The following is a 14,127-nucleotide window of genomic DNA, read 5'->3' on the forward strand; positions in this document are numbered from 1 at the left end:
CACGTCGGGCTTCACAAAAGCGACAGGGAGAGGCCGTATGAAGAAGCTCATCAAGGCGACAAGTGTACTTGCGCTGCTGGCGGCGACGCCGGCGCTCGCATGGGAGCCGGCCAAGCCGGTCGAAATCGTGGTCGCGGCAGGTGCCGGCGGCGCCTCCGACCAGATGGCTCGCATGATGCAGGCTGCGATCCAGAAAAATAGCCTGATGAAGCAGCCGATCATCGTGTCGCTGAAGGGCGGTGCGTCGGGTGCCGAAGCCCTGATGTACATGAAGGGCAGCGACGGCGATCCCAACAAGGTGCTGATCGCCTATTCGCTGATCTACATGCTGCCGCTGTCGGCGAAGATTCCGTTCAACTGGCGCGACCTGACGCCGGTGTCGGTGATCGCGATGGACCAGTTCGTGCTGTGGGACAACGCCTCCGGCCCGAAGACCGTGAAGGACTTCATCGCCGCTGCCAAGGCGTCGAGTTCACCGTTCAAGATGGGCGGTACCGGCTCGAAACGCGAGGACCACGTACTCACCGTCTTCATGGAAAAGAAGACCGGCGCGAAGTTCTCCTATCTGCCCTACAAGTCGGGTGGCGAGGCGGCGACCCAGCTCGTCGGCAATCACACCGAAGCGAATGTCAACAACCCGTCGGAAAATCTCGAAGTCTGGCGCGCCGGACAGGTGCGCGCGCTGTGCGTGTTCGACAAGGAGCGCATCGCCTACAAGGCCAAGGTCACCGAGACGCAGTCGTGGAACGATATCCCGACCTGCAAGGAAGAAGGCCTCGACATGCAGTACCTGATGCTGCGCGCGATGTTCCTTCCCGGCAAGGTGACGCCGGAGCAGACCGCCTTCTACGACGATCTGTTCAAGAAGGTGACGCAGACCGCGGAATACAAGGAATACATGGAGAAGCAGGCCCTGAAGCCGGTTTATCTCAACGGCAAGGACATGCTCAAATTCCTTGAAGAGGACGATGCGCTGAACAAGTCACTCATGACCGAAGCAGGCTTCGTCGCAAAATAGTCTCCTTTTGCTCCCTCGCCCCGCATAGCTCGTCGAAGACGAGCGTAAACGCTCTTATGCGGGGAGAGGGCCGGGGTGAGGGGGACCTTGTATCCTTCGAGCCCGGTTTTGCCCTTCACCCGAACCGCCTTGCGGTTCGACCTCTCCCCGCGTGCGGGGAGAGGTTCAAGACAGCGAATGCGTGACTCATGGCTCAAGACATCGAAATCGTCGTTGAAGATCCGACCGCGCCGGACGAGAACTCGCCCGCGATCACCAACGATCGCACGGTCGAGATGGTGGTCATGGCTCTGCTGCTTGGGCTCGCCGTGCTGCTCGGATTCGACAACTGGCGCACTGGCGCATCGTGGGATGATACGGGTCCGCAGGCTGGCTATTTCCCGTTCTATCTCTCGGTTATCCTCGGCGGCGCGGCGCTCTATGGGCTTGCCACCGTCGCGATCAAGCGCACCGAAGGATTGGAAACATTCGTCACCCGCGCGCAGTTTCGCCGCGTGTTGCAGGTTTTCGTGCCGACGCTGCTGTTCTGCCTTGCGATGCAATGGCTCGGCCTTTATGTCGCGAGCTTCCTGCTGATCTCGGGCTTCATGGCGATCATCGGCAAGATCGCCTGGTGGAAATCGCTGCTCACCGCCTTCGTCTTCGTCGCGATCATGTTCGTGACGTTCGATATCGCCTTCGACGTCATCATGCCGAAGGGTCCGCTCGAAGCGGCCTTCGGACGTTAAGCCAGAACCGGGGACAGGATCATGGAAGCACTGGGTCTGTTGTTTCACGGTTTTGCGGTTCTCTTCACCTGGAAGATTCTCGCGCTGATGATGGTCGGGCTGGTGCTCGGCATCTTTGTCGGCGTGCTGCCGGGACTCGGCGGACCCAATGGCGTCGCGATCCTGCTGCCGCTCACGTTCTCGATGGACCCGACATCGGCCATCGTGATGCTGTCGTGCATCTACTGGGGCGCGCTGTTCGGCGGCGCGATCACCTCGATCCTGTTCAACATTCCGGGCGAGGCCTGGTCGGTCGCCACCACCTTCGACGGTTATCCGATGGCCCAGCAGGGCAAGGCCGCGGAAGCGCTGACCGCGGCGTTCACCTCATCCTTCATTGGTTCGCTGGTGGCGGTGATGCTGATCACATTCCTGGCGCCGAGCATTGCAGGCTTTGCACTCAAGTTCGGCCCGCCCGAATTCTTCGCGGTCTATCTTCTGACTTTCTGTTCGTTCGTCGGCCTCGGCCGCGAGGCCAAGCACAAGACGGTCATCTCCATGGCGCTGGGCTTGCTGCTTGCGGGCGTCGGCCTCGACACGGTGTCGGGCCAGTTGCGCATGACCTTCGGCTCGAACGATCTGCTGCGCGGCGTGAACTTCCTCGTCGCCGTGATCGGTCTGTTCGGCATCAGCGAAATCCTGCTGACCATGGAGGAGCGGCTTGCGCTGCGCGGCCATGCGGCCCGCATCAGCCTGCGCACGGTGCTCGGCGTATGGATGGATCTGCCGAAATACTGGGCCACACTCATTCGTTCCTCGTTCATCGGCTGCTGGCTCGGCATCACGCCCGGCGGTGCGATCGCTGCATCGTTCATGGGCTATAATCTCGCCAAGCGATTTTCCAAGGACAAGGAGTCGTTCGGCAAGGGGCGCATCGAGGGCGTGTTCGCGCCGGAAACCGCGGCGCATGCGTCGGGCACCGCCGCGCTGCTGCCGATGCTGGCGCTCGGCATTCCCGGCTCGGGCACCGCGGCAATCCTGCTCGGCGGCCTGATGGTCTGGGGTCTCAATCCCGGGCCGCTGCTGTTCGTGGAGCACAAGGATTTCGTCTGGGGCCTGATCGCCTCGATGTATCTCGGCAACGTCGTCGGTCTGGTGCTGGTGCTGACCACCGTTCCGATCTTCGCCTCGATCCTGCGCGTGCCGTTCGCGGCCATCGCGCCGATGATCGTGGTGTCTTGCGCGATCGGCGCCTACGCGATCCAGAACGCGATGTTCGACATCTGGCTGATGCTGCTGTTCGGCGTGGTCGGCTACGTGTTCAAGAAGATCGGCATTCCGCTGGCGCCGTTCACGCTCGCACTGGTGCTTGGCAGCCGTGCGGAAGACGCGTTCCGGCTTGCCATGATCGGGTCGGGCGGGGACGTGAAGGTGTTCTGGTCGAACGGCCTCGTTGGTTCGATCACGACGCTTGCGATCGTGCTGCTGTTCTGGCCGGTGATCGACAGGGTGTTCGCAAGTTTCGGACGGAAGCAGAGCCCGGCGCGGGCGTGACTCTTCTCCCTCGCCCCATCGCTCGTCCTCCTTCAAGGCTCGCAAGAGCTCGCACCTCAGGATGACGGCTTGGTCGCGTTGGTGTGATTTGGAAAAGGAACGTCATCCTGAGGTGCGAGCCGCGCTCTTCGCGGTGAGCCTCGAAGGATGACGGAAGCACTAAACCTGCTTGGTCTGCCCGCCACGTCGTCGCGCTAGATTTTGGACTGTCTCCCAGTCGGATCGTATGAGAGCCTGCTTCTTCGCGCGGCCCCAGCCTTAGATCTGCCGTTCAGCCGCAATCGCGTCGGTGATCCGATCAAAGTATTGAGACCAAGCCAGTTCAACCGGTCGTCTCGAATGGGTGTAACCCGGATAATGGCCCTGATTGTGCTGATTGATCCTGGCGGTGAGATCATTACCAGTCGCACAACCGACGTATAATGATTTGTCCGCGCACAAGAGTATGTAGACGTGCGCACCCATCGCTCGTCCCCCTTCGAGGCTCGCAAGAGCTCGCACCTCAGGATGACGAGCTTACTCTCAACTAACCCTGCACCGCGCCGGTGACCTTGCAGGAGCCCTCAGCGGCTTCCTGGTCGATGAACGGGAATTTCGTCTTCTTGAACAGCTTCGTGGTCTTCGCCTTGATGGTCAAAGCGAGCCGCTGGTCGGTTTCGATCTTCCGGCCGCCGGTCTTCGACATGTAATCGCATTTCACGCGAATGTCCTTGACGGCGAAGTCGTTGTCGTTGGTGACGGTGACATCCGCCGTCCCGATGTTATTGGATCCGGGCTTGCGCCATTTCTCGATCGAAACCTTGACCTTGTCGCCGGGTTCGGCGGCGCTGGCGATGCCGGTTGTACTCAGAAAAACCGCGGCGATGGCTGTCATGACGATTGTCTTCATGTTCGAAATCCTGGTTGCATTCAATACGGCCACGATGCCCGGGCGGGATGGCCTCAAAATCCGGAAATAAACGAGCGGCCATTGAGCGGGAGCGTTTCGCCGCTACTATAACCGCCACGATATTCAAGCAGCAACGGCGGTTGGACAGGAATTGCAATGAACGACATCTGGCGTCTCTCGGCTACCGAACTTGTGTCGCAGATCCGGTCCAGGAAGCTCTCGGCACGGGAAGCCGCGCAGGCCGCCCTCGACCGGTTGAACGCGGTCAATCCCGCGATCAATGCCGTCGTCGATCACCGGCCTGAAGAAACCCTGGCGCAGGCCGATGCCGTGGACACCGCACTTGCGAAGGACGAGCCTCCCGGGGCGCTTTGCGGCGTTCCGATCACGATCAAGGTCAACGTCGATCAGGCCGGATTCGCTACCACGAACGGCGTGAAGTTACAGCGTGACCTGGTGGCGCAGACCAACAGTCCGGTGGTGGACAATCTGCGCAAGGCGGGTGCCGTCATCGTGGGACGAACGAACGCACCGGCATTTTCCTACCGCTGGTTCACGACAAATTTGCTGCATGGCGATACGAAAAATCCGCGCGACCCTTCGATCACGCCGGGCGGATCGTCGGGCGGCGCGGCGGCGGCGGTCACCGCAGGCATCGGCCATATCGCTCACGGCACCGATATCGCCGGTTCGATCCGTTACCCAGCCTATGCCTGCGGCGTTCACGGCCTCCGCCCGTCGCTGGGCCGTATCCCGGCGTTCAATGCTGCGCTCCCGGAACGGCCCATCGGCGCTCAGATCACGGCTGTCTCAGGGCCAATTGCACGCACCATCGCGGACGTTCGGCTGGCGCTACATGCCATGTCGCAGCGCGATGTGCGCGATCCGTGGTGGGTGCCGGCGCCGCTTGAGGGGCCGGAGCGGCCAAAGCGCGCGGCGATATGCCTGCGTCCCGGCGGGCTTGAGACAGTCAAGGAGGTCAGCGACGCGGTCGTGGACGCCGGCAAGCGGCTGGAGCGAGCAGGCTGGACCGTTGAGGAGATCACCGGGATTCCGCCGTTCGAGGAGGCGGCCGACTTGCAGATCAAGATGTGGCTTGCGGACGGTTATGACGCGATGCGTGATGCCGCCGAGCGCGAAGGCGATCCCGGCGCGCTGGCAGTGCTGCGCGGCCACGAGAAGACCGCCCGCTCGGTTGATCTTGCTGCGTTCTCGAAGACGCTGACGCGGCGTGCGACGCTCGTTCGAGACTGGGAGACGTTCTTCGAAACATATCCGGTGATCGTGATGCCGCCCTGCGGCGAGCTGCCGTTCCCGTGGCAACTGGATCTGAAGGACGAGGCGTCGTTCAGGCGGGTGTGGCGGGCACAGATGCCGCAGATCGCATGGCCGTTTATCGGCATGCCGGGGCTGACGGTCTCGACCGGGCTGGTCGGCCGTGTGCCTGTCGGTGTCCAGATCGTCGCGGGACGTTACAGGGAGGATCTTTGTCTGCTGGCAGGCGAGGCAATCGAGGCGGGCGGCGTACCCGCAAGTCCGGTCGATCCCGTGGTTATCTGAAGGCGCCGCTTCGTGTGGAAAACGCTCTCGGTGTCCGCGAGAAGTTGCTGCGTGCGCCTGACCACGCTTCGTCCAGCCTTGAGATCGCGATTGGCGACGTAGAGCAGGCGGTGTCCTTCGACGACGAGTTCACGGGCATGCCTGATTTGCTCGTCGAACGAGACAGCCTCTGTCGCTGCTTTGGCCGTCGTCATGGTGCGGCTCCCAAGTCTGTTTTTTAGTGTCTGCTTTTATAGTGTCTGCGCCTGCCCGGCAGTCACCAACGCCAATGTTAGCGAATCGTTCAGCGCGAGTCCCGCCGAACGGTCAAACTTTCCACCAAAACCTGATTCGGGCGGCAACACTTTGGCCGCTTGAGGGAATTTCTCTTTGAACCGCGCCGGGTGCGAAGCCGTCCAACAAAAGTAAGGCGGGCTGATTGCTTGCCGGCGCGGACGCGGTAACCCTATTCTTCACAAGGGGACGGAGCGGGGGACATGAGCCAGGCAAGGACGGCGGATCAGAGCAAGCCGGAAGATGCGCCCGTGACGATGTCAGCCGGCGGCAACGGCAAGGTCGGCGTCTATCTCGCGCTGCTTCAACTGTTCTTCACGCTGGGCTGGACGGTCTATGTCGTCTATCTGCCGCAGCTGGCCGCCAAGGTCGGACTTCCGCCCGGCGCGGTCGTTGTCATTCTTCTGGTCGATCAGGCGATCTTCACCATCACCGATACGCTGATGGGCATCGCGGCCGACCGCATGACCCCGATTGTCGGGCGGCTCAGCCGCGTTGTGATCTGGCTGACGGTGGTCTCATGCGCGGCCTTCATCGCGCTGCCGTTCGTCGCCGATCTCGGGCCGAATGCGAAAATTGCGCTGATCGCGCTCACGATGACTTGGGTTGTCACATCGTCGGCGCTGCGCGCGCCGCCGCTCGCGCTGCTCGGCAAATTCGCGGCGAAGCCGTCGATCCCGATGCTGTCCTGCCTCGTGATGCTGGGCTACGGCATCGCAGGCGCGGTCTCGCCGTATCTCGGCGTAGCGCTGCGCAATCACGATCCGCGTATTCCCTTTGTGGTCTCGACGGTGGTGCTGCTGCTGACCGCACTGTCGATGTCGTGGATCGAACGGCGGCTGCGCGAGGGCAAGTTGGGCGTGCCGGAACGCGCGCCGCTCGCGGTCCCGAAATCATGGGGCGCACTCGCGCTGATCTTCATCGCCGCAATGCTCGTTCTCGCGCTCGGCTATCAACTGCATTTCAGCGTCAACAGCTCGCAACTGTTCCTGCGCTTTGCCAAGCAGCCCGACCTGCAATGGCTGATGCCGGTGTACTGGATCGGCTTCAATATCGCGATGTTCCCGGCGAGTTTCATCACACGGCGGCTCGGCGGGTTGCTGGTGATCGGCTGTGCGGGACTGTTGGGCGCGGGCGCGGTGTTCGGCATGGAGAATGCGACCGGGCTGAACACCATGATCGCCATGCAATTCCTCGCCGGCGCGGCATGGGGCTGTATCCTGATGAGCGCGGTCGCAGCCGCCATCGCGGTCAGCGGCGGCGCTGAGGGCAAGGTGCTGGGCCTGATGTTCTCGGCCCTGGCATTAGCGACATTCGCGCGCATCGCCGCCGTGAGCGGTGGCCTGACGAAGAACGCCGCCTACCAGGCGCTGCTGCAATGGACGCCGATCCTGTGCTGGGCGCTGGCAGGCGCAGCGTTGCTGTTCATTGCGGCGGCGCGGCTGCGCAGATGGCGGGACAGCGCGAACCCCGCCGATGTGCCGGTCTAGCGATCGCCGGTTTATTCCCGAAGGCGCTTTGTATATTTGTTTGCGAAGCATCGGAGGCTCGCCAATCTTTGACTTGGCAAAGGACCGATGGCATCGCAAAACGATGGTCATGCGAATGCGTGCGGTTCTTCAGACGCTCTGTCTCGTATGGCCGATGTTGCTGCCGGTTACGGTGGTGCATGCGGCTGCGATGGAACGCGGCGTTGCGATCACCGATCCTGTCACCCTGCAACGGCTGGAAGACGCGGGACTGAGCCTCGGCAGGCTTTTCGGCGCGGAGGCCAGCAGCTCCGGTGCCGATCTGTTCGCACTGCCGTCGATGGTCGCGCTGCAAGCCGCGACAGATCGCGACTTCAACAGCTATGTCGTCCGGCGCAGGGACGATCCCGACACGCTGCATCTGTTCGACCGCGATGCGCTGAATGCGCCGGGCACGCGCTTCGATCTGGCCGGAATCGTCAACAGGATGGATCGCGCTTTTGTCTCCCCGAATGAATGCGGCGAAATCCGGCTGATCTACCGGCCCATCGCTAACGTCGACTCGACGAGCACGGACTCTCCGCCGTTACGGCTGCCGATGACGCTCAATCTCGTCATGAAGGCGAAGCCTGCGGGGGCGGATACCACATGCGCTGAACTCGCCCGGCGCTGGCTTGCGCTGGCCGATCAGCCGCCCACGGCGTCGACGCTCATTGCCAAAGGTGGCGCACTCGAATGGATCACGCGCGAGGCTATCGACCGGATCGAGATCAATGTGCAGATCGCGCGCGCCTCGGCGGACGTGAATCACTTCGAGGGCAGGGCGGACTATCTGATGAAGGTGTTCCGCTATGACGGCATCAGGTTTGTGGAATCTCCGATGGAAAACCAGATCGATGTCGAGCGGATCAAAGCCGACGCCAAACTTGCGGCCGATTTCAAGCAATGGCTACTCGATCCCGCTCAAATTGCGAACCTCGATCGCGGGGCAATCGTATTGCCGGACCGCTTTCTGGCAACAAGCGCCATCAACGTGACGCCTGCGCATGGGAATCTTGAAGACAAAGCGCGTGAACTTTTCACCGACAGCGACGTCGTAGCCGCGCTTGCCAACGCATCAGCCAATGCGCCACTGCAAAATCTGCTGTCTCCGGCGGGCTTCGCGCGCCGCCTCGACGACATGACGTGCAGCGGCTGTCACCAGACCCGCGCGATCGGCGGCTTTCACTTTCCGGGTAAAGGGCGGCCCGAATGGGCCGCGGGCGCGGTGGTGGCGGCCGCATCGCCGCACTTCTTCGGCGACCAGGAGCGCCGCCGCGATATTGTCGCTGCATTTCGCGATGGCCGCGCGCCCGATTTCTCGCGCGGCTTCTCTGCGCGGCCACAGACGCGCCGGTCCAATGAATTGGCCGGCACGACCTATGTGAATGGCTGGGGTGCGCTGTGTTACGCGATAGACGCGAATGCGCCCGACAAAAGTTTTACGCCCTGGACCTGTGCGCAGGGGCTGACGTGTCAGCCAGCCGGCGCGAGGGATTCCCGTGCGGGGTTTTGTTTTCCGAAATAATGACGGATAGCGCGGCTCTTTCCCTCTCCCCTTGCGGGAGAGGGTGCCCGAGCATAGCGAGGGCGGGTGAGGGGTATAGATGTCACCGCGAGATCGCGACCCCTCACCCGCTCAGTGTCGCTTCGCTCAACTTCGCCACCCTCTCCCACAAGGGGAGAGGGGAAGAAAAACTTACGCTACAACCCCCGCGGCGCGCATCTTGGCGATTTCCGCGGCATTGAAGCCCGCAGCCGCCAGCACTTCATCACTGTGCTGGCCGACATTGGGCGCCATACGCGGCGGCACCTTCTTCGCCCCTTCGATGAAGATTGGCGTGTTGATGGTGCGCAGGTCGCTGTCGGCGAACGGAACGACAGCTTCGGTCACGCGCATCTGTTCGTCGTCCGGAATATCCGCCGGAATGCCGACAACACCGAAGATCAGGCCATTGCCGTCAAGCGCCTTGCGCCAGTGCGCCAGCGGCTTGGTCGCGAACACCTTGTCGAGGATCGCAATCAGTTCAGCCGCATGCTTGTGGCGTGCGGTTTTGGTCTCGAAACGCGGATCGGCGAGCAGGTCTTCGCGCTCGATCACCTTGGCGAACACCGGAAACTGCTTCTCTTCGTTCAGCAGCGAGAGGATGATCCAGCGATCGTCGGCGCACTTGTAGTGGCAGGTGACGGCGTTCAGCGCGCGGTCGCGCGGCGGACGCTTCTGGAACGTCGCGCCGCAGAGGGCTGCCTGCGCGTAGATGCCGTTCGACCAGATGCCGTTGACCATCAGGTTGGACATCACCTGCGTCCCCTTGCCGGTCTTCTCGCGCTGATAGAGCGCGGTAACGATTCCGGCGAACAGCGACATCGCGCAGGGATGATCGCCCATGCCGGGCATCGAGCGGGCCGGTGTCGACTCGTCGGTTTCGCGCACCAGATCCATCAGGCCGGAGCGCGCCCACCACGCATTGCTGTCGAAGCCCGGCTTGTCGGCTTCCGCGCCGGTCTCGCCATAGCCCGTGAACGACGCATAGATCAGGCGATCGTTGAGCGGGGCGAGATCCTTGTAGGTGACGCCGAGCTTCTTGCGCACCGGAGGCGGAAAATTGGTGATGAACACGTCGCATTCGGCTGCGAGCTTGCGCAACACCGCCTGCCCCTCGGGCTTGCTCAGATCGAGCGCGAGGCTCTTCTTGTTGCGGCCTTCCAGCATCCAGGCATAGTTGTGAGGGCTGATCGGATATCCCGGCAGATGGGGCAGGTTGCGGACAGGATCGCCGGCGCCCGGCGGCTCGATCTTGATGACGTCAGCCCCGAAGTCGGACAGCGCGGTGGCGGAGGACGGTGCCGCGATGAAACTCGCGCAGTCGATGACCTTGAGACCTTCGAAAATTCCCATTTCGGCGATTTCCCTTGTTTCTTGCCGGGACCGCCGTGGGCTGGTGGTCCGCTAATCGTTCTTGCGTTCGTCCGAGATCGCCTTGCCGTCGTTCGGCAGCGAACCGGGGGCGACCAAAGTGACATTGCCGGACAGCTTTGTCACGGCACGCAGGGTCGATGCAACCGCATCCCGCAATGCATCCGCGGGGGTTGCAGTTTCCGCCGAAAGCGTCATCGCGTCGGTCTCCCTGTCGCGGGTCACGATGAGCCGCAGACGGCCGAGTTCAGGATGCCGCTTGCCGATTTCGGCGATCTGCTCGGGGCGCACGAACATGCCCTTGACCTTGGTGGTCTGGTCGGCGCGGCCCATCCAGCCCTTGATCCGCATGTTGGTCCGCCCGCAGGGGCTTTGCCCGGCCAGCACGGCGCTGAGATCGCCGAGCGCCAGGCGAACCCACGGATGATGCGGGTCGAGTGTTGTCACGACGATTTCGCCGACATCGCCGTCCGCGACCGGTTCGCCGGTGCCGGGCTTGACGATCTCGACGATGATGTTTTCGTTCACCACCAGGCCTTCGCGCGCGGCGGTTTCATAGGCGATGATGCCGAGATCGGCGGTGCCGAAGTTCTGATAGGCGTCGATGCCGCGCGCCTTCATTTCCTCCTGCAAGGATTTCGGGAATGCTGCGCCGGACACCACCGCGCGCCTGATCGAGGAGGCGTCGCGTCCGGTCTTGTCCGCCGCATCGAGCAGGATCTTCAGGAAGTCCGGCGTGCCGGAATAGCCGACGGGCCGATAGGTCTCGATCAGTTCGAACTGCTGTTCGGTGTTGCCGGGGCCGCCGGGTATGACGGCGCAGCCGAGCGCGCGGGCGGAGCTATCGAAGATGAAGCCGCCCGGCGTCAGATGATAGCTGAAGGTGTTGAGCACGATGTCGCCGGGCCTAAAGCCGGCGGCGAACACCGCACGCGCGCCGCGCCATGGGTCTGTGGTGGCGGACTCCGGCTCGAAGATCGGACCGGGCGAGGTGAACAGGCGGCCGAACGATCCGGCGGGCGACGACACGAAGCCGCCAAACGGCGGCGCGGCCTTGTGCAGGGCCGGCAGTTCGGATTTCCGCAACACCGGCAAGGTCGCAAGCGCGGCGCGGCTGGTGATGGCGGCGGGATCGACGCCCTTGAGCCGCTCCGCATAGGCCGGCGCTTTCGCCGCAGCGCGCAGCACATCGGGTAGCCGCTTGAACAGGTCGGCCTCGCGCTCGGACGGCGAGCGTGTTTCGAGAGCGTCGTAGTGGTTGGTCATCGATTGGCCTGTATCGCGATCCGTCACCCTGAGGAGCGCGCTCTTGCGCGCCTCGAAGGGTGACCTGCTAGTTGAAGCCCATCCTTCGAGGCTCGCCGCAGCGCGGCTCGCACCTCAGGATGACGCCGTTTCCCGTCGATCCATTCTCACAGCCAGCGCTTGCGGCGCTTGAAGCTCTTCAGGTTCTTGAAACTCTTGCGCTGGTCGCCCGCGCCGCCGAGGTAGAATTCCTTGACGTCTTCGTTATTGCGCAGTTCGTCGGCGGTGCCGTCGAGCACCACCTTGCCTTGCTCCATGATGTAGCCGTGGCTCGCGACGGAGAGGGCTGCGCGCGCGTTCTGCTCGACGAGGAGAATGGTGACGCCGAGGTCGCGATTGATCTGCTTGATGATGCCGAACACTTCCTTGACCAGCAGCGGCGACAAACCCATCGATGGCTCGTCCATCAGGATCATCTTCGGGCGCGCCATCATCGCGCGGCCGATCGCCAGCATCTGCTGTTCGCCGCCGGAGAGATAGCCGGCGAGTCCGGTGCGCTCCTTGAGGCGCGGAAAATACTTGTAGACCATGTCGATGTCGTCATCGACGTTCTTGTCGCTGCGTGTGAAGGCGCCAAGCCGCAGGTTTTCGAGCGAGGTCATGTCCGCGATGATGCGGCGGCCTTCCATGACCTGGAAAATTCCGCGGCGCACGATCTTGTCGGGATCGATACCGTCGACCCGCTCACCGTCGAATACGATTTCGCCGCGGGTGACTTCGCCGTCCTCGGTCTTGAGGAGGCCCGAGATCGCCTTCAGCGTGGTCGACTTGCCGGCGCCGTTGGCGCCAAGCAATGCGACGATCGCGCCCTTCGGCACGTCGAGGCTTAGCCCGCGCAGCACGAGGATGACGTTGTCATAAACGACTTCGATGTTGCGCACGGCCAGCAGCGGCGCGGCTGCGGTCGCGGGTCGGGGATCTGTTTGCAACGTGGGCTGCACGGGCTTGGCTCCGGTGGGTCTTCTTTATCCCTCCCCCTTGTGGGGAGGGTGGCGTGTTGAGAGCGGAGCGAACAACACGTCGGGTGGGGGAATTGCCAGCCCCCACCCCGGCCTCCGCTTCGCTCGGCCGACCCTCCCCACAAAGGGGGAGGGATGCAGCCGTGTTCGTCAGCTTACCAGCCGAGCCATTCCGGCTTGCGCGGCAGGTCCACGGTCTTCACCTTATCGAGCTTGATGGTGCCGGCCTTGACGAGATCGGCAACCGAAGCGTCGGTCGCGCCGGAGACCTTCATCCGATAGATGTCGACCTTCAGCGTCGGGCGATGGTCCTTCTCGGTCCAGGTCGAGGGATTGCATACGCCTTCCATTCCGGCCGGAACCCAATCCTTCTTCTGATGGAAGGCCTTGAGAACATTCTCGCCGGTCGCGCCGCCGTTCTTGGCGGCCCATTCGACAGCTTCCTTCATGTACAGCGCGGTGCAGACGCCGGCGATATAGTGGACCGGCCGATAGGTCGTGCCGGCCGCATCGGACATCTTGGATATCTCCTGCATGGTCTTCATGCCGGGTGCGTTGCCGCCCCAGGCCACCGCCGTGCGCAGCGGGAACACGACGCCGTCAGCAGCCGCGCCCGCGGCCTTTGCGGCGTTCTCGTCCATGCCCCAGACGTTGCCCATGAACTGAACATCCACGCCGGCCGCCTTGCAGGCGTTCAGCACGGAGATGTTGGAGCCCGCGGTGTTACCTAGATAGGCGTAGTTCGCGCCCGAACTCTTCAGCGTCAGGCACTGCGCGCTGTAGTCGCCTGGCGTCAGCGCGAACACGATCGCCGGCAGGACCTCAAAGCCGAGTTCGGCGGCGAGCGTTTCACCCGCGGCCTTCGGCGCGTTCGGGTACGGATGGTTCGCGCCCATATGAACGTATTTCGGCTTGCCGGATTTGCCCTTGGCCTTCCAGTCGTCCGCGGCCCAGGTCAGCATGCCGCGCAGCGCATCGGAGTAGCTCGGACCGTAGAACAAGTTGTAAGGGGCTGCCTTGCCTTTGCCGCCTGCGCCGGTCGGATCGGACAATGCCGCCGAATACGACGCCGACATGTCGGGGATCTTGTCCTCGGCGAGGAATCCGGTGAGAGCTTCGGTATCGGCCGTGCCCCAGCCGATGATCGCCGCGACCTTGTCGCCGCCCGACCACTTTTTGTACTGAGCGATCGCGCGTGGCACCTGATAGCCGTAATCGACGGTGTCGAGCTTCGCCGGCTTGCCGGCGATGCCGCCGTTTTTGTTGATCCAGGCGTAGGCGTCGGCGACGCCTTGTCCGTAAGGTGTTCCGACGTCGGATGTCGGGCCCGAATAGTCCGCGAGATGGGCCAGCGAAACCTGCGCCTGAGCCGCGCCGGCGGTGCAGCCAAGCAGCAGGGCGAGTGATGTCGTACTCAATAATTTCGTCATGGTCATA

The 14,127-nt window shown here is 63.0% G+C and carries 12 protein-coding genes and 1 pseudogene; 7 read left to right on the forward strand and 6 right to left on the reverse strand.

Going from position 1 to position 14,127, the window contains the following annotated elements; translation table 11 throughout:
* Positions 1-37 precede the first annotated feature (37 nt).
* From AC1Q6J_RS03140 to AC1Q6J_RS03150, 3 genes are all read left to right on the forward strand, one after another.
* Positions 38-1,018: a tripartite tricarboxylate transporter substrate binding protein gene (locus AC1Q6J_RS03140; protein WP_492277876.1), complete on the forward strand. Its 981-nt coding sequence runs from the start codon at positions 38-40 to the stop codon at positions 1,016-1,018.
* A 188-nt stretch (positions 1,019-1,206) separates the two neighbouring features.
* Complete coding sequence (locus AC1Q6J_RS03145; RefSeq protein ID WP_492277877.1) at positions 1,207-1,746, forward strand: tripartite tricarboxylate transporter TctB family protein; 540 nt, start codon at positions 1,207-1,209, stop codon at positions 1,744-1,746.
* Positions 1,747-1,767: 21 nt separating this feature from the next.
* The gene (locus AC1Q6J_RS03150) at positions 1,768-3,279 is read left to right on the forward strand and encodes a tripartite tricarboxylate transporter permease (protein WP_492277878.1); all 1,512 of its coding nucleotides are present in this window, start codon (positions 1,768-1,770) and stop codon (positions 3,277-3,279) included.
* Between the two features lie 159 nt (positions 3,280-3,438).
* Here the strand turns inward: AC1Q6J_RS03150 and AC1Q6J_RS03155 are convergent.
* Together AC1Q6J_RS03155 and AC1Q6J_RS03160 are read right to left on the reverse strand one after the other, a co-directional pair.
* A pseudogene (locus AC1Q6J_RS03155) lies at positions 3,439-3,744 on the reverse strand (GIY-YIG nuclease family protein).
* A gap of 61 nt (positions 3,745-3,805) precedes the next feature.
* A complete protein-coding gene (locus AC1Q6J_RS03160) occupies positions 3,806-4,168 on the reverse strand; it encodes a hypothetical protein (protein ID WP_492277879.1) in 363 nt (120 codons plus the stop codon).
* A 156-nt stretch (positions 4,169-4,324) separates the two neighbouring features.
* On the opposite strand from AC1Q6J_RS03160, the gene AC1Q6J_RS03165 reads away from it, so the two are divergent.
* The 4 genes from AC1Q6J_RS03165 (at position 4,325) to AC1Q6J_RS03180 (ending at position 9,037) form a co-directional block, all read left to right on the forward strand.
* Entirely contained in the window at positions 4,325-5,728 is a 1,404-nt protein-coding gene (locus tag AC1Q6J_RS03165; protein WP_492277880.1) for an amidase family protein, read from the forward strand.
* 14 nt (positions 5,729-5,742) lie between these two features.
* Positions 5,743-5,949: a hypothetical protein gene (locus AC1Q6J_RS03170; protein ID WP_492277881.1), complete on the forward strand. Its 207-nt coding sequence runs from the start codon at positions 5,743-5,745 to the stop codon at positions 5,947-5,949.
* A gap of 255 nt (positions 5,950-6,204) precedes the next feature.
* On the forward strand, positions 6,205-7,491 hold the full coding sequence (locus tag AC1Q6J_RS03175) for an MFS transporter (protein ID WP_492277882.1): 1,287 nt from the start codon (positions 6,205-6,207) through the stop codon (positions 7,489-7,491).
* A gap of 115 nt (positions 7,492-7,606) precedes the next feature.
* Entirely contained in the window at positions 7,607-9,037 is a 1,431-nt protein-coding gene (locus tag AC1Q6J_RS03180) for a hypothetical protein (protein ID WP_492277883.1), read from the forward strand.
* A 171-nt stretch (positions 9,038-9,208) separates the two neighbouring features.
* On the opposite strand, the gene AC1Q6J_RS03185 is transcribed toward AC1Q6J_RS03180, so the two are convergent.
* The 4 genes from AC1Q6J_RS03185 to AC1Q6J_RS03200 form a co-directional block, all read right to left on the reverse strand.
* Positions 9,209-10,408 carry a CaiB/BaiF CoA transferase family protein gene (locus tag AC1Q6J_RS03185; protein WP_492277884.1) on the reverse strand — a complete coding sequence of 400 codons (1,200 nt, stop codon included), beginning with the start codon at positions 10,406-10,408 and terminating at the stop codon, positions 9,209-9,211.
* A gap of 51 nt (positions 10,409-10,459) precedes the next feature.
* Entirely contained in the window at positions 10,460-11,692 is a 1,233-nt protein-coding gene (locus tag AC1Q6J_RS03190) for a phenylacetate--CoA ligase family protein (RefSeq protein ID WP_492277885.1), read from the reverse strand.
* 146 nt (positions 11,693-11,838) lie between these two features.
* The gene (locus AC1Q6J_RS03195) at positions 11,839-12,672 is read right to left on the reverse strand and encodes an ABC transporter ATP-binding protein (RefSeq protein ID WP_492277886.1); all 834 of its coding nucleotides are present in this window, start codon (positions 12,670-12,672) and stop codon (positions 11,839-11,841) included.
* Between the two features lie 173 nt (positions 12,673-12,845).
* Positions 12,846-14,126, reverse strand: a complete 1,281-nt coding sequence (locus AC1Q6J_RS03200) for an ABC transporter substrate-binding protein (protein WP_492277887.1) — start codon at positions 14,124-14,126, stop codon at positions 12,846-12,848.
* Position 14,127: the final 1 nt, after the last annotated feature.

It is taken from the genome of Afipia sp. MLSD5-FHT05B12, assembly GCF_058793355.1.

Excerpts from the sequence above, each read along its gene's own strand:
- AC1Q6J_RS03140 (WP_492277876.1), top strand. The coding sequence starts at position 38 with ATGAAGAAGCTCATCAAGGCGACAAGTGTACTTGCGCTGCTGGCGGCG.
- AC1Q6J_RS03175 (WP_492277882.1), top strand. The coding sequence starts at position 6,205 with ATGAGCCAGGCAAGGACGGCGGATCAGAGCAAGCCGGAAGATGCGCCC.
- AC1Q6J_RS03185 (WP_492277884.1), bottom strand. The coding sequence starts at position 10,408 with ATGGGAATTTTCGAAGGTCTCAAGGTCATCGACTGCGCGAGTTTCATC.
- AC1Q6J_RS03180 (WP_492277883.1), top strand. The coding sequence starts at position 7,607 with ATGCGTGCGGTTCTTCAGACGCTCTGTCTCGTATGGCCGATGTTGCTG.
- AC1Q6J_RS03150 (WP_492277878.1), top strand. The coding sequence starts at position 1,768 with ATGGAAGCACTGGGTCTGTTGTTTCACGGTTTTGCGGTTCTCTTCACC.
- AC1Q6J_RS03190 (WP_492277885.1), bottom strand. The coding sequence starts at position 11,692 with ATGACCAACCACTACGACGCTCTCGAAACACGCTCGCCGTCCGAGCGC.
- AC1Q6J_RS03145 (WP_492277877.1), top strand. The coding sequence starts at position 1,207 with ATGGCTCAAGACATCGAAATCGTCGTTGAAGATCCGACCGCGCCGGAC.
- AC1Q6J_RS03200 (WP_492277887.1), bottom strand. The coding sequence starts at position 14,126 with ATGACCATGACGAAATTATTGAGTACGACATCACTCGCCCTGCTGCTT.
- AC1Q6J_RS03165 (WP_492277880.1), top strand. The coding sequence starts at position 4,325 with ATGAACGACATCTGGCGTCTCTCGGCTACCGAACTTGTGTCGCAGATC.
- AC1Q6J_RS03160 (WP_492277879.1), bottom strand. The coding sequence starts at position 4,168 with ATGAAGACAATCGTCATGACAGCCATCGCCGCGGTTTTTCTGAGTACA.